At 71.1% G+C, this 19,484-nt stretch carries 22 protein-coding genes; 10 read left to right on the top strand and 12 right to left on the bottom strand.

What is annotated here, in order from left to right; translation table 11 throughout:
• Positions 1-3: 3 nt before the first annotated feature.
• The 3 genes from AB0J40_RS33845 to AB0J40_RS33835 all read right to left on the bottom strand — a co-directional run bounded on the left by AB0J40_RS33845 (position 4) and on the right by AB0J40_RS33835 (position 3,537).
• Positions 4-159 carry a hypothetical protein gene (locus AB0J40_RS33845; protein WP_364461313.1) on the bottom strand — a complete coding sequence of 52 codons (156 nt, stop codon included), beginning with the start codon at positions 157-159 and terminating at the stop codon, positions 4-6.
• A 562-nt stretch (positions 160-721) separates the two neighbouring features.
• Positions 722-1,579: a hypothetical protein gene (locus AB0J40_RS33840; protein ID WP_364461310.1), complete on the bottom strand. Its 858-nt coding sequence runs from the start codon at positions 1,577-1,579 to the stop codon at positions 722-724.
• Positions 1,580-1,758: 179 nt separating this feature from the next.
• Positions 1,759-3,537 carry a glycoside hydrolase family 76 protein gene (locus AB0J40_RS33835; protein ID WP_364461307.1) on the bottom strand — a complete coding sequence of 593 codons (1,779 nt, stop codon included), beginning with the start codon at positions 3,535-3,537 and terminating at the stop codon, positions 1,759-1,761.
• A gap of 156 nt (positions 3,538-3,693) precedes the next feature.
• Here AB0J40_RS33835 and AB0J40_RS33830 point away from each other — a divergent pair, with 156 nt between their 5' ends.
• The gene (locus AB0J40_RS33830) at positions 3,694-4,743 is read left to right on the top strand and encodes a serine hydrolase domain-containing protein (protein ID WP_364461304.1); all 1,050 of its coding nucleotides are present in this window, start codon (positions 3,694-3,696) and stop codon (positions 4,741-4,743) included.
• Here the strand turns inward: AB0J40_RS33830 and AB0J40_RS33825 are convergent.
• Genes AB0J40_RS33825 through AB0J40_RS33815 form a run of 3 tightly spaced genes read right to left on the bottom strand, consistent with a single transcriptional unit; the run spans position 4,733 to position 7,144 of the window.
• Entirely contained in the window at positions 4,733-5,314 is a 582-nt protein-coding gene (locus tag AB0J40_RS33825; protein WP_364461301.1) for a CPBP family intramembrane glutamic endopeptidase, read from the bottom strand. The genes AB0J40_RS33830 and AB0J40_RS33825 overlap by 11 nt on opposite strands.
• Positions 5,311-6,207: an NAD(P)H-binding protein gene (locus AB0J40_RS33820; protein ID WP_364461299.1), complete on the bottom strand. Its 897-nt coding sequence runs from the start codon at positions 6,205-6,207 to the stop codon at positions 5,311-5,313. Before AB0J40_RS33820 ends, AB0J40_RS33825 begins: the two co-directional genes overlap by 4 nt.
• A gap of 37 nt (positions 6,208-6,244) precedes the next feature.
• Positions 6,245-7,144 (bottom strand): DMT family transporter, encoded by a 900-nt coding sequence (locus AB0J40_RS33815; protein WP_364461297.1) that lies wholly within the window; start codon positions 7,142-7,144, stop codon positions 6,245-6,247.
• Positions 7,145-7,217: 73 nt separating this feature from the next.
• Here AB0J40_RS33815 and AB0J40_RS33810 point away from each other — a divergent pair, with 73 nt between their 5' ends.
• Positions 7,218-8,141 carry a LysR substrate-binding domain-containing protein gene (locus tag AB0J40_RS33810; RefSeq protein WP_364461295.1) on the top strand — a complete coding sequence of 308 codons (924 nt, stop codon included), beginning with the start codon at positions 7,218-7,220 and terminating at the stop codon, positions 8,139-8,141.
• Here AB0J40_RS33810 and AB0J40_RS33805 read toward each other — a convergent pair.
• Positions 8,092-9,003, bottom strand: coding sequence for a LysR substrate-binding domain-containing protein (locus AB0J40_RS33805; RefSeq protein WP_364461292.1), 912 nt, complete (start codon positions 9,001-9,003; stop codon positions 8,092-8,094). The genes AB0J40_RS33810 and AB0J40_RS33805 overlap by 50 nt on opposite strands.
• Positions 9,004-9,086: 83 nt before the next feature.
• Here AB0J40_RS33805 and AB0J40_RS33800 point away from each other — a divergent pair, with 83 nt between their 5' ends.
• Positions 9,087-10,031, top strand: a complete 945-nt coding sequence (locus AB0J40_RS33800; protein ID WP_364461290.1) for a threonine/serine dehydratase — start codon at positions 9,087-9,089, stop codon at positions 10,029-10,031.
• Here AB0J40_RS33800 and AB0J40_RS33795 read toward each other — a convergent pair.
• Both AB0J40_RS33795 and AB0J40_RS33790 read right to left on the bottom strand, forming a co-directional pair.
• A complete protein-coding gene (locus tag AB0J40_RS33795; RefSeq protein ID WP_364461288.1) occupies positions 9,985-10,803 on the bottom strand; it encodes an LLM class flavin-dependent oxidoreductase in 819 nt (272 codons plus the stop codon). The two genes, AB0J40_RS33800 and AB0J40_RS33795, sit on opposite strands and share 47 nt — an antisense overlap.
• A 96-nt stretch (positions 10,804-10,899) precedes the next feature.
• Positions 10,900-11,730, bottom strand: a complete 831-nt coding sequence (locus AB0J40_RS33790) for a peptidoglycan-binding domain-containing protein (RefSeq protein WP_364461286.1) — start codon at positions 11,728-11,730, stop codon at positions 10,900-10,902.
• A 403-nt stretch (positions 11,731-12,133) separates the two neighbouring features.
• Here AB0J40_RS33790 and AB0J40_RS33785 point away from each other — a divergent pair, with 403 nt between their 5' ends.
• The 5 genes from AB0J40_RS33785 to AB0J40_RS33765 all read left to right on the top strand — a co-directional run bounded on the left by AB0J40_RS33785 (position 12,134) and on the right by AB0J40_RS33765 (position 14,511).
• Positions 12,134-13,186 (top strand): NlpC/P60 family protein, encoded by a 1,053-nt coding sequence (locus tag AB0J40_RS33785; RefSeq protein WP_364461283.1) that lies wholly within the window; start codon positions 12,134-12,136, stop codon positions 13,184-13,186.
• 55 nt (positions 13,187-13,241) lie between these two features.
• A complete protein-coding gene (locus AB0J40_RS33780) occupies positions 13,242-13,664 on the top strand; it encodes a hypothetical protein (RefSeq protein ID WP_364461281.1) in 423 nt (140 codons plus the stop codon).
• A gap of 67 nt (positions 13,665-13,731) precedes the next feature.
• Positions 13,732-13,932 carry a DUF3072 domain-containing protein gene (locus AB0J40_RS33775; RefSeq protein WP_364461279.1) on the top strand — a complete coding sequence of 67 codons (201 nt, stop codon included), beginning with the start codon at positions 13,732-13,734 and terminating at the stop codon, positions 13,930-13,932.
• A gap of 109 nt (positions 13,933-14,041) precedes the next feature.
• Positions 14,042-14,320, top strand: coding sequence for a hypothetical protein (locus AB0J40_RS33770; RefSeq protein ID WP_364461277.1), 279 nt, complete (start codon positions 14,042-14,044; stop codon positions 14,318-14,320).
• A gap of 14 nt (positions 14,321-14,334) precedes the next feature.
• Complete coding sequence (locus AB0J40_RS33765; protein ID WP_364461275.1) at positions 14,335-14,511, top strand: hypothetical protein; 177 nt, start codon at positions 14,335-14,337, stop codon at positions 14,509-14,511.
• Position 14,512: 1 nt separating this feature from the next.
• Here AB0J40_RS33765 and rho read toward each other — a convergent pair whose 3' ends face one another.
• Positions 14,513-15,577, bottom strand: a complete 1,065-nt coding sequence (gene rho, locus AB0J40_RS33760) for a transcription termination factor Rho (RefSeq protein WP_364461273.1) — start codon at positions 15,575-15,577, stop codon at positions 14,513-14,515.
• A 342-nt stretch (positions 15,578-15,919) separates the two neighbouring features.
• Here rho and AB0J40_RS33755 point away from each other — a divergent pair, with 342 nt between their 5' ends.
• Entirely contained in the window at positions 15,920-16,342 is a 423-nt protein-coding gene (locus tag AB0J40_RS33755) for an ATP-binding protein (protein WP_364461271.1), read from the top strand.
• A gap of 502 nt (positions 16,343-16,844) precedes the next feature.
• Here AB0J40_RS33755 and AB0J40_RS33750 read toward each other — a convergent pair.
• Together AB0J40_RS33750 and AB0J40_RS33745 are read right to left on the bottom strand one after the other, a co-directional pair.
• On the bottom strand, positions 16,845-17,057 hold the full coding sequence (locus AB0J40_RS33750; protein WP_364461269.1) for a hypothetical protein: 213 nt from the start codon (positions 17,055-17,057) through the stop codon (positions 16,845-16,847).
• A gap of 44 nt (positions 17,058-17,101) precedes the next feature.
• Positions 17,102-18,265: a glycoside hydrolase family 64 protein gene (locus AB0J40_RS33745; RefSeq protein ID WP_364461266.1), complete on the bottom strand. Its 1,164-nt coding sequence runs from the start codon at positions 18,263-18,265 to the stop codon at positions 17,102-17,104.
• Positions 18,266-18,586: 321 nt separating this feature from the next.
• On the opposite strand from AB0J40_RS33745, the gene AB0J40_RS33740 reads away from it, so the two are divergent.
• The gene (locus AB0J40_RS33740) at positions 18,587-19,480 is read left to right on the top strand and encodes a glycoside hydrolase family 16 protein (protein WP_364461264.1); all 894 of its coding nucleotides are present in this window, start codon (positions 18,587-18,589) and stop codon (positions 19,478-19,480) included.
• Positions 19,481-19,484: the final 4 nt, after the last annotated feature.

The following is a 19,484-nucleotide window of genomic DNA, read 5'->3' as shown; positions in this document are numbered from 1 at the left end:
TCGTCAGCCGCCGGCGATGTCGCGGGCCAGTTGCCGCGCGTCGGGCAGCGTGAATTTGCCGGTGATCTGCGTTCCCCGCCGATGATGGCGGACCGCACGATCGGCGCAGTCAAGATGCGGCTCCGCAGCACCATTGCGACCTGCTTGCCGACGTTTCACCCGGTCCACTCCGCCCAGGTCCGCGCGCCCTTGCCGGTGAAGCCGAGGGTGATGACCGAACTGCCGGTCTGCGGATCGAGGGAGGCGTCCACGCGGCTCACGTCCGCGCCGCTGAGAAACCGTGGCCGTTCGGTCGCCGAGCCTGTCGCCGGTCCCGAGGGCAGTTCGGAGAGGACCGACCGGAACCGCAACTGCGTGCCGTCCGGCGTGCATACCCGACAGAGGCTGCCTCCACGACCCGAAGGCACGATGTCCGCCGGCACCGCACGGGGCCGACGCAGCGACCACTCATCGTTATCTGAACATGGCAAGGAGTACTTCAGTTGGCCGCACTACGCGGATTGGTGTAACACTGTCGGCGGAGCGGACGACTGCGAAGCGCGAGCCCCAGGCAGGGACGGCTTCTCAGAGGTAGCAGACTCGACGAGCCACCCAGCATGCTGCCAGATGAAGTACTTGCGTGATGTTTCAACCAAGCACGAGGAGATCCACAGAAGATGCGACGCGGAGACGAAGGCGGAGACGCCTAGCACCAAGGTGACCCGGCACCCAGCGTGCCGGGTCACTTCAGTTGTAAAGTCATCCCGACATTCTCGTTCTCTCCGAGGTTGCCAAGCTCAACCACGACCTTGGATACATTTTTCTTCTCGTCGAATTCGCGACGTATAGCAGAGTCCTTATTCGAACCCATATCGAAGCCAATGGCGTCATACAGGACATCACACCCAGGTGGCATCTCGACCGCGTATTTGAATTTCTCCAGCTGATGCGTGACCTTGAATTTGAACTCATCAGGCTGTCCACGCTTCATGAAGCGTTCGCATTTCGAAGGCCAGAAGACGTCGAATACGAGCGCGAACCTCTGGTTAGCCTTAATCGGCGACGCAAAGTGCACAAGGATTTCAAGCTGACCGTTACGCATCCATGAATACGTCACGTCTCGTTCGACACCACCGCTACCATCGGCAAGTATCGGCCCTCGCACGTGTACCTGAGTTCTGCTTTTCGCCGCATAAGTCATCGGCTGACGCCGACCGGCACCGGCCCAGACGCGATAGAAGGTCAGATCCTGTCCGACCGCCGAAGCTTCGACGACCGTGGTTTCTTTCGCATCGCCATTCGGAAGGATCACAACAGACTTGTCCCACGAATGCACACGCCAAAATGAGTTCAACCGCTCGATGATAGCATCTGTATATCTTTGCAGTAGCTCCTGGTTATAGCTCGCGCGCTCCTGAAGTTCGTTCCGGGAAACAACCAGGTGAATCAAATACAAAATAAAGAACGCCGCTATCACGGAGATCAAGAACCAAAGGATCATCCCCTTGGGGATCAACGGATAGGTTGCGCCGCCAAGTCCCAGCACCACCGTGACGATCGTAAGCAACGCGCGAAGGTTGAGATGCAGGAAGAAGCTCACGAACCGATCTCTGCTCGTGGAATTGTGCGCTCGCACCAGGGCCCTCCAGACCGGTCACACCTTCGCCGCCCCCACAGTCGCGTTACCACCTCAACCTGTTACGGCTCCAAGTCGCACCTCAGAGGGAACCAGGCATGTACTCGGGGACCGGTGGCGGCAATGGTCTCGATCGTGCGCGTCTACCCGGCCGCCAGGATCGCTTCCAGCCCCGAAGCCTGGGTGCGCCAGTCGGTCACGTTCGGCGTCGTCCCGGTCCAGCGCTGGCCGATCCGGTTGAGCGCGTCCCGGTCGTTCGTCCACAGCGCGTCCGCCTGCTTCTGGGCGAACGCGCGGTAGGCCGCCGAGCCCGTCGCCGTCGCGAGGTCGCCGAAGTAGCGCAGGAAGATGCCCTTGAACTGCTTCTGGTTGTCGTCGCAGGAAGCCGTGCCGGTGTCGCAGGACTCGACGAGCACGCCGCCCGACGTCAGCCGGGCCATCGCCGCGTCCGCGAGCCGCTTCGAGGCGTCCAAATAGGACTGGACGCCGGTCGCGCGCCACAGCTCCAGCAGCCCGCCGATGCCGAGGCCCTGGTTGTACGTCCACACGGTCTGGCCGTTGTTCGCGCACGACGCCGTCAAGCCGTCGTTCACCAGACCGGCGGAGTTGATGAGGCCGCTGTTGAGGTACCAGTCCCCCGCCGTGCGGGCCCGCCGGCCCCACACGGTGTCGCCGGCGAGCCGGTTGTGCAGCGACGCGGTCAGCCGCAGGTACAACCCCGCCGTGACGGCGTTCTTGTACGTCCGCTCGCGGTTCCACCACACCCCGCCGCCGCAGCTGCCGGTGTCCCAGAACCCGTGGACGTAGTTCGCGATCGTCGTCGCCTCGGTCAGGTAGCGGGTGTCGTGCGTGCGGTCGTAGCCGGCGACCCAGGCCAGGCCCCACCACGCGCTGTCGTCGACGGCGCGGCTGACGAAGTCGCCCTCGATCGCGTCGGAACTCCGTGTCCCGGCGGGGAAAGCGGCCCGGTTGACGTCGAACGTGCGGGCCAGCGCGGCGTCGAACCCGCCCGCGTCGGCCACCGCCGTCACCGCGACCGCCGAGTTCCACCAGCTCGACGGCCACCACGCGGCGTACGGGTCGTAGGACCACATCAGCGCGTCGAGCGCGCCGGCCGCGCGGGTCGTCGCCGGACGTGCCCAGGCCGTGCAGCTGCCTTGGGCGTGCGTGGCTTCGCGGCCGCACGCGCGCACCGCGCCGCCGTAGAGCCGGCCGCGGGGATCGCGCGTCGCGAACGCCGTCGTGCGCGCGGAAGCCGCACCCGAGGCGACGCTCGTGCGGCCGAGAGACGAGCCGTCCGGCCAGCTCGCGCCGGCGTCCCACGACCGGTCGAGCCAGATCTCGTCCCCGGCACCGCCGGCTTCGATTCCCGCCCACGCCATGCCCTTGCCGTCGAAGTGGAGCCGGATCGTGCGGCCGAAAAGGGTAGTGGGCGCCACCGGCTGGCTGTCCCCTGCGGCGGGGGCGCTCCGGTCGCACGCGGCGTCGCAGACGTCCGGGTAGATCCACGCGGTGCAGCCGACGCCCTGCGCGTCCCCGCACGCCCGCACCCAGCCGCGGCGGTGGTGCGCCGGATCGGTGAGGTTGTACATCAGCGTGCGCGTGCCGGTCCACGTGCCGGGGATGCTCGCCTTGCCCAGCAAGCCTTCCCACGACGCGCCCGCGTCCCACGAACGGTCGAGCCAGACGGCGTCACCGGCGACGCCGTTGTCGATGCTCGCCCACGCCATGCCGTCGGGGTCGGAGGCGTGCAGGCGCAGCACGCGGCCGTTGATCACCTTGTCGGGCAGGGGAAAGCTCTCCCGCGCGGCCCGCGCCGGGTCGAGCGTGTCGCACGAGGTCACGCACACCGCCGTGGCCGCCTCGGCGGGGACCGGGGTCAGGGAACCGAACACGAGCAGCAGCACGAGCAATGTCCGCATCGACATCCCTCTCCACGCACCGGGGTTCGCTCCAGCATAGGAAGCCGGGGCGCGGTTGGTGAAGGTTTCCGCCCGGTTCTGGCTCGTTCCGGACAAAGGTTCTCCGGTGCGGAAAATGAGTGGTGCGGCCGGCCCGGGCGGAGTTGGCTGGCTGCCGTGACCGACATCCAGGGTGACTGCGAAGACCGGTTCGGCAAGGTGCGTGAGGTCCTGGCGGCCTCGCTCGGTTCCGCCGACGTCGGCGCGTCCGTCGCCGTCTTCGTCGACGGCGAGCCGGTGGTCGATCTGTGGGGCGGCTACGTCGACGCCGCGCGCACGGTGGCGTGGGAGCGCGACACCATCACCACCGTCTGGTCCACCACGAAGACGATGACCGCGCTGTGCGCTCTGGTCCTGGCCGACCGCGGCGAGCTGGACCTCGACGCGCCGGTCGCCGCGTACTGGCCCGAATTCGCCGTGGCGGGCAAGGAAAGCACGCTCGTCCGGCACCTGCTCGGGCACACCGCGGGCCTGCCCGACTTCACCGGGCCGATCGCGGTCGACGACCTCTTCGACTGGCCGGCCGTGACCGCGCGGCTGGCCGCGCAGGCTCCGGCGTGGGTGCCCGGGACCGCGGGCGGGTACCACTCGGTCACCTTCGGGTTCCTGGTCGGCGAGGTCGTCCGCCGCGTCACCGGACGCAGCCTCGGCACGTTCTTCGCCGAAGAGGTGGCCGGTCCGCTGGGCGCCGACTTCCACATCGGGCTGGCCGCCGAACACGACCACCGCGTGGCGCCGCTGATCCCCGACCCGCAGGGCGACAAGCCGCCGGGCTTCCTGGTCGGCGTTTCGGACTCGTACTCCGAGGCCTGGCGGCGCGCGGAAGTGCCCGCCATCAACGGGTACGGCAACGCCCGCTCGGTCGCCGCGGCGCAGTCGGCGCTCGTCGGCGGCGGCGGGTTGCTGTCGCCGGCCGGCGCCGAGCGGGTCTTCGAGGAGCAGTTCCACGGCGAGGACCGCGTGCTCGGCGCGCCGATGCGCTACAGCCTGGGCTACCGGCTGGAGGGCCGCACGTGCTCGTGGGGCGGGTGGGGCGGCTCGGTCGTCCTCGTCGACGCGGAGCACCGCATGGTGGTGGCGTACGTGATGAACCAGGTCCTCTGGGACGGCGGGTACGACCGCGGCCTCGGCGCGGTCATGGCCGCCTACGACGGGATCACGGGCTAGGCGGGGGAAACAGGCGCGGCAGGAAGGCGAGCATCAGCGCCGACCACACGACGTGCGTCAGCAGCGGCGCCTGCACCCCGCCCGACCGCCCGCGCTGCGCGGTGAACAGCGTCCCCATCACCGCCGAGGCCAGTACCAGCGCGGGATTGCGCGTCGCCGTCGTCGAAAGGACGTACAGCGCCGTCGCCTTCCCGGGACCGAAAGCGTCGTGGAGCGCGCCGCGGAAGAAGAGCTCCTCCGCCGCTCCGGTCACCAGCGCCGTCGCCGCCACCGACGTGGTCGAACCGCGGTGGGCGTGGTCGAGCACGCCCGCGATGGCGCGGCGCAGCGGCGGGATGCGGCGGGCCACCAGCGCGCAGCCGTAGAACACGCCGAACGCGCCCGCTCCCACGAGGACCGGCTGGACGACGTCCCGGCGGCCGCGCGGCACCCGCCCGGCGCCCGCGAACCACGTAGCCGCGACCGACGCCGTGAGGACGTGGAACCGCTTCGAACCCGGCCGGCTGGCCAGCGACGCGCCGAGCAGCCCGGACCCCGTGACCAGCATCCCGCCGAGGAAAGCCTTCTTCACCCGGACCGCCGGCTCTTCGCCCGCTCGCCGAGGGCCTGCAGCACGGCCTCGTCGTAGCCCATCGGCTCGAACTCGACGATCCGGCGGATCGCGTCGTCGCGGACGACGACCTCGTTCGTCATCGAGTCGATCAGCGCCCGCCCGGTCGTGACGTCGATGTCGGTGACCAGGGAAAGCCAGTACGAGGACAGCCGCGGCGAGAGCAGCGGCACCGGCACGATCACCAGCGGCCGTCCCTCGATCGCCGCGACGCGCTGCAGCATGTCGCGATAGGCCAGCACCTCGGGTCCGCCGATCTCGAACGTGCGGCCCTCGGCCTCCGGGTGGTCGAGCACGCCGGTCAGGTAGCGGACGACGTCGGCGATCGCGATCGGCTGCGTGCGCGTGCTCACCCAGCGCGGGGTGACCATCGCGGGCAGGTGCTCGACGAGCTGGCGGGTCAGCTCCCACGACGTCCCGCCGTGCCCGATGACGATCCCGGCGCGCAGCACCGTCACCGGTACGCCGGTCTCCCCCAGCAGCCGCTCGACCTCGCGGCGGCTGGCCAGGTGCTCGGACAGCGCGTCCTCGTCGTCGCCGAGGCCGCCGAGGTAGACGATCCGGCGCAGGCCCGCGTCCACCGCCGCCCGGGCGAACGCGCGCGCCGCGTCGGCGTCGCGGCGCTTGAAGTCCGTGCTGTCGAGCGAGTGCACGAGGTAGTAGGCGGCTTCGGCGCCCTTGAGGGCGTCCCGCAGCGATCCGACGTCGGCGACGTCGCCGCGCACGGGCGTCCCGGCTCCTCGGTACTTCGCGGGGTGGCGGGTCATCGCGAGGACGTCGTGGCCCGCTTCTTCCAGCGCCGGGCACAACCGGCGGCCGACGAACCCCGAAGCCCCGGCCACCAGCACGCGCATACCGGCGACGGTAGCCGGGACGGACCCGGCCCGCAGATCATCCGCGCCGGGTCCGCCCGGCGAAGCAGACGGCGGCGACGACACCCGCGCAGCCGATCAGCTGCAGCACGCTCGGCGTCTCCCCCAGCAGGCCGATGCCCAGCAGCACCGCGCCGACCGGCTGCAGCAGCATCAGCGTCGCGCCGGTGGTGGCCGGCATCCGGGGCAGCGCGGCGGAGATGAGGATCCACCCGATCAGCTGGCCGACGACGGCGAGCGCGACGAGCCAGCCGAACGTCTCGGCACCCGGGGTCAGGTCGAGCGTGCCGGTCGGGACGCCGAGCACGACCGCGACGGCTCCGGCCGAGAGCGTCGCCAGCACCAGGGACTGCGACTGCGCTCCCTTGCCGCCGCTGAGGCGGATCAGGAAGAGGTAGCCGGCGTACCCCGCGCCGGCCAGCATCGCGAACACCGCGCCGGTGACCGGGTCCGAGCCGAACGAGCCGCTTTCGGCGAACCCGCCGGCCAGCACGACGCCGCCGAGCAGGACGGGCACGGCGAAGAGGAACTGCTTGGCCGGCCGTTCCCGCAGGAACGCGAACGCCAGCAGCGGCACGATGACCACCTGGACGGCGAGCAGCACGGTCGCGATGCCGGCGCCGACCCGCGGGATCGCTTCGCCCCACAGCACGAAGTCCAGGCCGAGCCCGACGCCCGCCAGCAGCGGCAGGAGCACGCGGGGCGCGGTGCCCGGCTTGCGCCGTTCCCGGGCGGCCAGCGCGAACAGCACCGGCAGGGCCAGCAGGCAGCGCCAGAACGCGCTCGTGCTGCCGCTGGTGTGCGAGACCTTGATGAACACCGACGACAGCGAGATGCAGAAGCTGCCGAGCGCGGCGAGCAGACGCGGGTCGATGCGCTCGGTCAACGGCGTGGGAGTGGTCGCAGCGGTCGTGGTCACGGTTCCAGCGTGCGGGGCACGACTGTCAAGGACAAGCGAATGTTTCTGCGGGGAATTCGGTAGAATCGCTACCGTGTTCGGACTCGAGCGGATGCGGGCGCTGCACGCCGTCGCCACCCAGGGTTCGGTCGCCGCGGCGGCCGCTTCCCTGCACGTCACGCCGTCCGGGGTGTCGCAGCAGCTGGCCAAGCTGGAACGGGAGGCGGGGCAGCCGCTGCTGGAGCCCCGCGGCCGCGGCGTGCGGCTGACGAAGGCGGGCCAGGTGCTGGCCGCGCACGCCGAGCGAATCCTGGCGCAGGTCGCCGAGGCGAAGGCGGACCTGGAGCTGCTGCGCGAGGACGTCATCGGGCCGCTGCGGATCGGCGCGATCCCCACGACGGTGCACGCGCTCCTCCCGCCCGCGCTGGCGACGCTGGCCGCGCAGCACCCGCGGCTGGCGGTGACGCTGCACGAGGGCGAAGCGGAGCAGACGATGCCGCGCGTGCTGGCCGGCGACCTGGACGTGGCGGTGCTGGAGAGCTGGGAGGACCGGCCGACGGTGCTCCCGCCGGCGACGACGCGGATCGCGTTGTTCTCCGACGTCGCGGACCTCGCCGTGCCGGCCGGCCACCGGCTGGCGCACCGCAAGACGGTCGATCTGTCCGAAGTGGACGACCTGCCGTGGATCGGCTGGAGCCTGGGGTCCGGCTGCTACGAGTGGCTGGTGCAGGTGCTGCGCAAGCAGCGGCTGGAGCCGCGGATCAGCTGCACGGTCGGCGGCTACCCGACGCAGCTGGCACTGGTGGCGGGCAACGTCGGCGCGGCGCTGGTCCCGCGCCTGGCCCGGGAGCGGCTGCCCGAGGGGGTCCGCATCCTGGCGACCCGCCCGGCGCTGACCCGCACGATCTACGCGATCTGCCGGGCGGGCGAAGAGGACCACGGCGCGGTGCGCGCGTGCTTGGACGCGCTCAAAGCCGCCTCCGCGCGCTTCGAGAGCGCGGGCCGGCCGGTCGGCTGAGCCGGTCCACCATCTCCGTGACCAGCTCGCCCGGCCGCCGGTGGTGCACCAGGAAGATGTCCCGCGCCGGCCGGGCGTCGGCGACGTCGCGGACCTCGACCCGCGCCGTTCCCGCCCGGTCGAGCACGCTCTCCGGCACGAACGCGATCCCCAAGCCGGCCTCGACCAGTGCCAGGATCACCTGGTAGTCCCGGGTTTCGTAGGTCACGCCGAGCGTGAGGCCGGCCGCGTCCGCGAGCTGGTCGAGGCACGCGCGGTTGGGCACGCCGGGGCTGCCCGAGATCCACTCTTCGCCGGTCAGCGACTCCAGGGTGAGTCGGCGGGCGCGGGCCTTCGGGTGGTCCGGGGGCAGGATCAGCCGGAACCGTTCCGCCCGCAGCAGCGACCGGGTCAGCCCGCGGGCGTCGGGCAGCGGCGCGCCCGGGTAGCGGTGGGTGATCAGCAGGTCCAGCTCGCGCGAGCGGACCAGGTCGTAGCCGGCGGGCGGCTCGAGGTCCAGCAACCGCAGCGCGACGGCCGGATGCGCCCGGCGGAACTCCGCGAGCGCCGCCGGGACGAGCGCCGTGCCGGCGCTCGCGAACGTGCCGACGGCGAGCCGCGCCGGCTCCGCGCGGAGCACGGCTTCCGCGCCGCGCAGTTCGCCGGCGATCGTCTCGGCGTGGACCAGCAGCGCTTCCCCGACCGGCGTGAGCGTGACGCCGCGCGCGTGGCGGTGCAGCACGGACGCGCCGACGTCCCGTTCGAGCTTCGCCAGCTGCTGCGAGACGGCGGACGGGGTGAAGGCGAGTCGCTGGGCCGCCGCGGCGATCGAGCCCGCGCGGGCGACTTCGGCGAGCAGGGCGAGGCGGCGAGCGTCGAGCACGGAACCTCCAGCCGTAAGCATTGCTAAGGCCAGCCTAGGAGACGTCGCTGGTGCTTACGACGGTCCGCGCGCATGCTGAAGACGTGATCAGTACTTCGGATGTCGAGCAGGCCGCCGCGCGGATCGAGGGCCGGGTCCGCCGGACGCCCGTGTTCGCCGACGACGGCCTGTGGTTCAAGCTCGAGCAGTTGCAGCACACTGGGTCGTTCAAGGCCCGCGGCGCGTTCAACCGGATCATCGCCGCGGGTGCGCTTACGGCGGCCGGCGTCGTCGCCGCGTCGGGCGGGAACGCCGGGCTTGCCGTCGCGCACGCCGCGCGTGAATTCGGCGTGGCCGCGCGGGTTTACGTCCCGGTGAACGCGCCCGCGGTCAAGGTGGCGAAGCTGCGGCAGCTGGGCGCGGCGGTCGAGCTGGTCGGCGAAAAGTACGCGGACGCCTACGACGCGGCGGTGAAGGACGCGGCGGACCGCGGCGCGCTCTTCTGCCACGCCTACGACCAGCCGGAGATCTGCGCCGGCCAGGGCACGGTGGGCCTCGAGCTGCTGGAGCAGACGGGCGGCGTCGACACGATCCTGGTCGCGGTCGGCGGCGGCGGGCTGCTGGCGGGCATCGCGGCCGCGGTCGAAGGCCGGGCCCGGGTGGTCGGTGTCGAGCCGCGCACGGCCCCGACGCTGCACGCGGCGCTGGCGGCGGGCGAGCCGGTCGCGGTCGAGGTGTCCGGCGTCGCCGCGGACTCCCTGGGCGCGTCCCGGCTCGGCGACATCGCGTTCGCGGTCGCCACCCGCACGGAGGTGGGCTCGGTGCTGGTGGACGACTCGGCGATCCTCGAGGCCCGGGCGGCGTTGTGGGACCGCTACCGCCTCGCGGTGGAGCCCGGCGGGGCGACGGCGTTCGCGGCGCTGCTGAGCGGCGCCTACCGGCCGTCGCCCGGCGAGCGCGTCGCGGTGCTGCTGTGCGGCGCGAACACCGACCCGGCGACGCTCACTTCCCCGACAGCCGCGCCACCAGCGGCGCGAACTCCTCGATGAAGGCGCTGTTGACGCTGACGTAGGAGACGCCGAGCTCGTCGCGCCGCCGTTCGAGCTCGGCGGCCATGTCGTCGGCGCTGCCGCGGATCATGGTGAGCGAGTCGTGCTCGATGAGCGTCTCGGCGTCGACGCCGATGAAGCCACGGATCCACGGCGGCACCTGCTCGCCGACGACGAAGATGTTGAGCGCGAGTTCGACGTCCCGGTCCCCGGCGGCGGCGCGGATCTCGTCGACGTAGCCGGCCATTTCCTCGCGGGTGGTCAGCACCCCGCCGGCGAGGGTGACGATGTCGGCTTTCGCCCCGGCGAGCCGCCGCGCCTTCGGCCCGCCGGCGGCGACCATGACGGGGGTGTGCGCGTCGCCGTCGAGCCGCCGGACGTGGTCGATCGTCTCGGAGATCGAGTCGAGCCGGTCCTGGCCCGAGCCGTAGGGCAGGCCGAGCTCTTCGGCCTGCTGCCGCATCGTGGGCAGCCCGGTGCCGAGCCCGAGCTCGAACCGTCCACCGGTGACGACGGTCAGGCTGTGCGACTCCCAGGCCGCGGCCCGGGCGGTCCGCAGCGGGCTGGCGAGGACGAAGGAGCCGACCCGGAGATCCGTGGTGACGGCGGCGGCCGCCGCCAGCGCGGCGGTCGGGGTGGGGAGGTTGAGGTTGTCGGGGCAGAGGAGGGTGGAGTAGCCGAGCTCTTCGGCCCGCCGTGCGGTCTGCAGCCACTTCGCGCCGCCTTCGGTCGCCGCCGCGACCACGCCGAACCGGAACGGCTTCTTGTCCATCGGACCACTCCCCAGGTTGGTTGGTGATTCGATCAAACCACCGGGGCGTCTCGCGGTGCCACCCACGAGACGCCCCGGAACGCCGAAGGGCCGGCCTCAGCCGCGCTGGTACTCCTCCCACGTCACCTTGGGCACCGACGGGCCGTCGTCGGCACCGCGGCCGGCGAGACCGTTCATGCCCAGGTAGTAGTCACCGGTCTGGTGCTGGGCGCCCGACGAGAGGTCCGGGTCGGAGATGGCCATCGCGTGGATGTGGTAGGCGAAACCCTGGTCCGGGGTGCGCAGCCAAGCGGCGAACCCGACCTTCCGCAGCGCCTTCAGCAGGGTGGTCCGGCTCGTCGACGACAGGTTGGACACGGAGATGTCCATCGCGCCGCCACCGTCGTGCGTGCCGGCCGAAGCGTCGACGCCGCCGGGGTTGTACGAACCCTGGGTCAGGCTGACCGACGAACCGAAGATCCCCTCGGCGGCCACGAGCATCGCCTTCGTGCGCGTGTTGAGCGTGACGCCGTGGTAGGTCACGTGGCTGCCCGCCGAAACCGGGTTCGTCACCGTGTACCGGCCCTCGCCCAGCTTCTCCAGCGACGTCCGGCCCGGCAGCCCGGACGCGTCGATCCCGGTGTAGCCCAACGACTTCTGGTACTGCGAGTACGCGGTGATCGTGGTGGTGCCGAAGTAACCGTCGACGTAGGTGCTCGCCAGCAGGCCCTTCGCCTGGAGTGCCTGCTCGACGAGCAGGACGCTGTCGTGCGCGCCCGGTGTCTGGGTGTCGTCGGCGCGGCGCGGGTCGATCTGGGCCGCCTTCAGCACGGCCTCCATGTTCGCCGTGGGCAGCGCCGTCGTGGCCGCGGGCTCGGCCTGGGCCGGTGCGGCCACGGCGAACGCCGCTGCGGTGAGTGCCGTCAGCACGGCGGCCTTCGTGAACATCCCTGTCCTCCATTGGTCGGAATCGCCTACGGCCACGAGGATCACCGCACCGGATACAAGGGACGTACAAAAGCGGCATTCGCTCCGGCGTCACAACCTGTAATCCCAGCCACACCCCGTCCGGGACCTCACTGATCCAGGCGTGTTTCCTGTCGTCACACAGAGTTGTCACAGCCGAGCGCTGGACGTTGCCGTGTTCCTTTCGTAACCTGTTCGAGATCTCGCGGCCCCCGGTCGTCGAATAGACGGCGACGCGAGATCGCCGCCGATACCCCCTGCCGGGTACCGGACCCCATCGCGGGCTCTTCCTGTTGCGGTCGAGCGCGCGCCGGACACGGGCGAGGCCCCCGACTCGCCACCGGTGCCCGACGGCGGCCGATCAGCAAAGGAGACCCGCGCGAGAATGCGTTCGCATCCCGTCAAGCGCGTGGTGTCAGGTGCCCTCGCCGCGGCCTCGGTGATCACTGTCGTCACCATGGCCCAGCCGTCGGCCACCGCCGCCCCCATCCCCGTCCTCCAGGCCCCGCCCGCCGGGTCCGAAGCGCTGGCCAAGTACCGCGAACTCGCGGCGCAGGCCGAAAAGCTCAACGAGGACCTGCTCAAGGCCCAGGACGACCTGACCGCCAAGCAAGGCCAGCTCGACAAGGCCAACGCCGACGTCACCGCCGCCAAGGACGCCGGTGCCCAGGCCATCGAAGCGAAGCGGAAGTACCAGACGCAGGTCGACAAGTTCGCCGGCGCGTCCTTCACCAGCGGCGTCCAGATGAACAAGCTGTCGGCGCTGCTCGCCGGCACGTCGACGCAGGACTTCCTGGACCGCTCCGCGGCCCTCGAGGTCATCGCGACCGACAAGAACGCCGCGATGGACAACCTCAGCGGCGCGGCCGAAAAGGCCACCGCCGCCGAGAAGGCGGCGACGGACGCGGCCAAGCGGGCGCAGGACGCCCGCGACGCCGCGGCCAAGCTCGCGTCGGACATCGAAGGCAAGAAGAAGAACCTGCAGGCCCAGATCGACCAGATCGAGGCACAGAGCCGCACCCTCAGCACGGCCGACAAGGCCGCGCAGAAGGACACCGGCGGCACGCCCCCGAGCGTGAAGGCGCCCAGCGCGGCGGCGCAGAAGGCCGTCGACGCGGCGCTGAGCAAGCTCGGCAGCGCCTACGTCTGGGGCGCCACCGGGCCGAGCACGTTCGACTGCTCGGGCCTGATGCAGTGGGCGTACAAGCAGGCCGGGATCTCGCTGCCCCGGACGTCGTCGGCGCAGGCGGGCTTCGGCACCCCGGTGTCGCGCAGCCAGCTGCAGCCGGGCGACCTGGTCGCGTACTACTCCCCCGTGTCCCACATCGGGATGTACATCGGCGACGGCAAGATGGTGCACGCCCCGACCAGCGGCGACGTCGTCAAGATCTCGCCCCTGCTGAGCCAGTACGCGGGCGCGACGCGACCCACGGCGTGACCGGGTGCCCCGTTCCGCGAGGTGTAGAAATCGCGGAACGGGGCATCTTCCGCGCATGGTCGACAACTACGACGCCGCGACGGTCGAGGCCGTCGGCAAGGTCACCGAAGCGCTCGAGACGATCGAACGGGCGCGCGGGCACCTCTACTCGTTCCACCAGCTGACCGGGAGCGCCGACCTGGCCCTCGGCGAGGCCGTCGAGAAGCTCGAGAAGGCCGGCCACACCGACTGGGCGCGCCGGCTGAACGAGGAGCTGATCGGGCGCAACGTGTTACCCGATCGGTGGACGTTCCAGGTCGTCGAGGAGTACGACGACGGCTACTACAAGGCGTGCCGCGACTTCGAGCGATCGCTGCTGCAGGAGTTGACGGACGGCCGCCGCCACCTGCACGAACAGCAGATGAAGGACGACCGCCGGACGCACGGCAGGCCGGGCCACGAGGCGGGCGCGCCGTCGGCCCCGCCGGCCGGCTCGTGACCGGCGGCTGTCGGCCCCCTGCGCTAAAGTCGGATCCAGGCGAACAGGTGTTCGATTGGAGGATGTCGTGACCGATCAGGTGGAACCGAACCCGGAGAAGGACCCGAGCGACTGGACGACCGGTGACGAGCCGATGACCGGGCCGCAGAAGTCCTACCTGCAGACGTTGGCGCAGGAGGCCGGCGAGGAAGTGCCGGACGGGTTGACGAAGGCCGAGGCTTCGGCGCGGATCGACGAGCTGCAGCGGGCGACCGGGCGGGGCAACTGAGGGCGCTTCGAAGCCGGGGCGCGCGCTCTGTGCCCGGCGCCACGGCATGTCCCCTTCTCACCCGGGTAACTGCGGTTGAGGTGCCCGACTCCCCGAAGGAGGCATCCCCGTGTACCTGACCGTGCTGCTGGTGGCCATGGCCGGGCTCCTCGTGCTCGGCGTGACCGCCCTTCGCGAACTGCGGAAGCCGTATCCGCTCACCGCGAAGCGCACCTTCGTCGCGGCCTGGGTCATCGGCGCCGGCGGGCTGGCCTGGTGGGCCGTCTCGCCGGGGGCTGCCCCGCTCGTCGTTGTCGTTGTGGGGCTCGGCTTTCTCGTCGCCACGCTGAACCGCGGGCCCGAACGGCCTTCCTACCCGCGGGCCACCCCCTACCAGCCACCCGAGTGAGGTGATGGGCGGACATGTCCACCCCCGACGAACGACAACCCGAGATCGCGCGGCCCGGCACCCCGGATCCCGGCCGGGCGGACGACAGCCTCTACGAGGCCGGCCAAGGCGATCCGCCGGAGAGCGCCGAAGAAGCCCGCGGCGTCGGGCAAAAGGTGATCGGTGAACTTCGGGAACGCCGGGACGGCTGAGTCAGGCCGCCGCGGGCAGGGCGGCGGCGCCGGTCACGCGGAGGAGGAATTCCGCGTTGGAGCCCGTCTTGCGGAGCTGGTCGAGCAGCTGCTCGATCGCGTGCGGGCCCTGCAGCGCGCGGCGCACGTCCCGCATCGCGGCCAGCTCTCCCGGCGTGACCAGGAGTTCTTCGCGGCGGGTGCCGGACCCCGGGATGTCGACCGCCGGGAAGGTGCGGCGCTCCGCCGCCTTGCGGTCGAGTTTCAGCTCCGCGTTGCCGGTGCTCTTCAGCTCCTCGAAGAACACCGTGTCGGCCAGGGAACCGGTCTCGACCAGTGCCGACGCGACGATCGTGAGCGAACCGGCGCCTTCGAGGTTGCGGGCCGCGCCGAGGATGCGTTTCATCGGCTGCAACGCGGCCGCGTCGACGCCACCGGACAGCGTGCGCCCGGACGGGCGGGCCGAAAGGTTGTACGCGCGGCCGAGGCGGGTGAGCGAGTCGAGGAGCAGCACGACGTCTTCGCCGCGTTCCACCAGGCGTTTGGCGCGTTCGACGGCGAGTTCCGCGACCGCGACGTGTTCGGCGGGCGGACGGTCGAAAGTGGACGCGATCACCTCGCCGCGCACGGTCCGGCGCAGCTCGGTGACCTCCTCCGGCCGCTCGTCGGCGAGCAGCACCATCAGCCGGCAGTCCGGGTGGTTGACCGAGATGCCGTGACCGATGTCACGCAGCACGGTCGTCTTCCCGGCTTTCGGCGGGGAAACGACCAGCGCGCGCTGCCCCTTGCCGAGCGGGGTGACGAGGTCGACGACGCGCGTCAGCAGACGCGCCGGGGTGGTTTCGAGCAGCAGACGCTCGTCGGGGTGCACCGGCACCAGCTCGCCGAAGTGCGGACGCGGCTCCGCCGGGTCGGCACCGTTGACGCTGAGGATTTCCTCGGGGGTGCCGGTGATTTCGTCGCCCGGGCGCAGTTCGTGCTTGCGGACAAGGGAAAGCGGCAGTGCGACGTCGTCCGGAGCCGGCCGGTAGCCGGTGCGGACGAACGGGGTTTTTCCGGATGTGTCAAGGATTCCGTGAAAGGACATGGGTGTCTCCTGATGAGGTGGACGGCCCGCGCGAAAGGGCGGAACCGGGAAATGCGGAAGAAGGCCGATCAGCCTGGATCCGGGAGCTTCCTCCGGGCGGCCGAGGGGCCGGCATCCGTGAGGAGCACCTTCACGTTAGCGCGACGTCACGGAAAGCACAACGGGTAAGACCCCGTCGCGGTGGGTAGGTCTGAAGTGAAGCCCGAGAACGGGGGGACCCGCGGCTGACGATGGGAGCGGACCGTGTACCGACATACCCCGGAACCTGGCGTCGATACGGGCGAGAGCGCCGACGCCGACCAAACGGGGACCACGTCCCGGGCGCGCACGAGTGCCCGCGCCGTGGTCACCTCGACGTTCGAAGAACTGGCGCCCGCACTGCCGAACGAGATGGCGGGCCTGCGCCGCAAGCTGACCCACTGGCTGGGCGAGCTGCCCCTCGACCCGGGCAGCACGCACGACATCACGCTGGCGACGTACGAAGCGCTGGCGAACGTGGCGGCTCACGCGTACCCGCAAGGCAACGGCTGGGCCCGCCTGGAGGCGGCCCGCAAGGGCGACGCGGTAACGGTGACGGTGACGGACACCGGCTGCGGAATCCCGGCAACGCGCCCCCGCCAACCGGGGCTGCGAACGTCGGGCGGCCGGGGCCTGGTGCTGATCGACAAGGTGACGGACCAGTCCGACATCGAGTCGGGCGACCACGGAACAACGGTCCGCATGACGTGGCGCCCGGCGGCATTGAGGGACGAAGGCCGGGCCTGACCGGCGGCGAAGAACCGCGCGCCGCGCCGACGGGGAAACTGGGGACACGCAAGGGTTAAGGGTGCGGATGTCCGCGCGGAGAACCTGCGTGGGGTCGGCCGAGATGCGGATGGTCACGGGAGCGCAGGGCAAGCTACGCCCCGCATGGTTGCCCGGCACGGCTTACGGGCCCTCTGACGTTCCCGCTCCCGGAGTCCCCCGAACCTCCCCGGGCTCCGGGCTCCCTGGGCTCTCCGGGCTGCCCCGGCTCCCCCGGCCTCCCCTGCTCGCTCCAACCTCCCTGGCTCCCCGGCCTCCCGGCTCCTAGGGCTCCCCCACCTCCCCGGCTCCGCGGGCTCGCCGCTCGCCCAACCTCCCCGCGATCCCCAAGCTCCCCGGGTTCCCCAACCTTCCTGCCCCCCGGCCCCGGCTCCCCCGGCTCCCCCGGCCCCCGGCCCCCCGGCTCCCCCGGCCCCCGGCCCCCCGGCCCCCCGGCCCCGAAGTGCCCTACCTCACAAACCCCTCAAGCGACGTCAGCCAACCGCACCAACCGCCCCCGGGGATAAGACACGAGCTCCCTCTCCTCGTCCGTGGTGAAGATCTCGACGGAGTCCCCCAGCAGTTCCGCCGAGGTCACCTGCAGCTGCCACGCGGGCAGGCCCGGCGCCGGCTCGTGCCAGAACCACTGGCCCTTCGTCAGCTGGTCCGCCGGGACCGTCGCGTCGTCCGTGTTCATGCCCATGAGGCTAGCCGTCACCACCGACAGTTTTCGCACTGCCTCTAGGTGTGGGCCGCGTTGATCGTGATCGTCAGCAGCTGGGGGTCGCCGGCGAAGACCGCTCCGCTGAAGTCCGGGCCCGGGCTCACGTCGTCGTACGGGAAGGCGTAGCCCCGGTTGTCCGGCAGTTTCGAGTGGACGATCCGCGCGTAGTGGTTCGTCGCGTCGCCCGCGTAGAACCGCGCCGGGTCCTCGTCCGTCGGCTGGTTCGGGTTGTCCAGCAACGTCGTGCGGTTCAGCGCCGCCGCCAGGCGCGGGACGATCGCCTTGCGCGCGTCGCTCGCTCCCGCCGCCAGCGCGAACGGGCCGCTGTCGCAGCTCCACACGTCCGCCGTCGACGGCTTGGCGAACGACTCCGGCCCGAACACCAGCCGGTCGCCCGAAACGCGGCCGGTGAACCTGCCCAGGCCCGGGTTCTGCGAGTCGACGACGAGGTCCGTGCCCGCGTACTTCTGCCACACCTGGTCGATGTAGCCGTCGAGGTAGCCGCCGAACTGCGCCGCGTGGTGGTGCGGGGACAGCACCCGCAGGTTCCCGCCGCCGCCCGTCTGCACCAAACCGGCCCACTCGCCGCCCAGCGAGGAAAGCGCCGAAGCGATCTGGTCCAGCGCGCCCGCCGGCAGCCCGTGGACCGTCGCCGTGCCGGACCCGGAAGTCAGCGACAGTCCCATCGGGATGCCCACGAAGTCGACGTAGCTGATGTTCGCGAACAGCTGCGTGTCGTTGAACGTGAACTCGCTGAACGACCAGTTCTTGCCGTAGTTCGGGTCGCCGGGGTTCAGGAAGCTCGGGTGCACCAGGTTCGGTCCCGGGTCGAGGAAGAAGTCCAGCTTCGCGTCCGTGACGACGTAGATGCGCGCGCCGCCCATCCTGGGCACCGACACCTGCGCGCCGGAGGCGATCGGGATGGCGCAGTCCTCCGGCAGCGGGGTCGTCGGGGCCGACGGCGACGCCGGGTAGTACGGCGTTCCGTCGGCGCGCAGCAGCACCAGCCTGCCGTCCGGGGAAGTGCCGGTCACGTAGGCGTACACGGTTCCCGAGCCGGAGTTGTTCACCAGGTTGAGGCCGAACGTGTCCGGCGTCGCGGCGGACGCGGCCCGCGCGAGCGGGACCGCCGTGGCGAGCGTCGCCGCCGTGAGGCCGAGGAACGAGCGACGGGAGATCATGGTGTCCTCCACGGTGAGGAGACGGCGGAGTCCATAAAGGACATCCGAGGGCGGTTCGCAGTTCGTTGTGGACGCCAACAAACTATGACCACGATTTCGTTACCTGGCAACCCTTCGAAAGAAGGTCCAGACCACTGCCACACCCGGCCCGCGCGGTTCCCACCCGGGAGAAATTCCAAACGGGACTCCGCCGGGACTGCCCGCGGGTACCGCGTGCCGGGTACTTCCGGGCACATCCCTTGACGCCGTCGCGGACCGGCGGCGAAAGTGGACGGCCTCGCAGGTCGTGGACGACCGGATTCCCCAAGGAAGCGAGACTCCATGCGCACCACCAAGCGGCTGGCCGCCCTCCTGGCGACGGCGGCCTTCGCCCTCACCGCCGCCCCCGCCCACGCCGAAGCCGGCTGGACCACCGTCTTCCAGGACGACTTCGACGGCGCCGCCGGCACCGGCCTGAACGACCGGGACTGGCTCCACGACACCGGAACCGGCTACCCCGGCGGCGCGGCGAACTGGGGCACCGGCGAGATCGAGACCGCCACGAACTCGACCGGGAACGTCTACCACGACGGCCAGGGCCACCTGGCGATCAAGCCGCTGCGCGACGCGGACGGCCGGTGGACGTCGGGCCGGATCGAAACACGGCGCACCGACTTCGCCGCCCCCGCGGGCGGACAGCTGGAGATCAGCGCGACGCTCAAGCAGCCCAACCCCGAACACGGCCTCGGCTACTGGCCGGCGTTCTGGGCGATGGGCGCCGACGCCCGCCCGGTCGGCGCGACGAACTGGCCGAGCATCGGCGAGCTGGACATCATGGAAGACGTCAACGCGCTGAGCAAGCACTCCACCACCTTCCACTGTGGACAGTGGCAGGGCGAGTGCCACGATCCGGACGGCATCACCAGCGACCTCCAGGACTGCCCCGGCTGCCAGGACGGCTACCACACCTACTCGGTCGTCGTGGACCGCCGCGACGCCGCCGAGGAGCTGCGCTTCTCCCTCGACGGCACCCAGACGTTCTCGGTCAAGCAGAACCAGGTGTCGGACGCGACCTGGCAGGCCGCCGTCGACCACGGCTTCTTCGTCATCTTCGACGTCGCGATCGGCGGCTCCTACCCGAACAAGGTGTGCGGCTGCACCTCCCCCGGTGCGGACATCACGCCCGGCGCCGAAATGAGCATCGACTCGCTGTCGGTGAAGGTCAGCGACGGCTGAACCC

The organism is Amycolatopsis sp. NPDC049691 (genome assembly GCF_040675005.1).
Classification (GTDB): domain Bacteria; phylum Actinomycetota; class Actinomycetes; order Mycobacteriales; family Pseudonocardiaceae; genus Amycolatopsis.
Note: the sequence above shows the minus strand (reverse complement) of the source record. Positions and strands in the feature narration are given on the sequence as shown.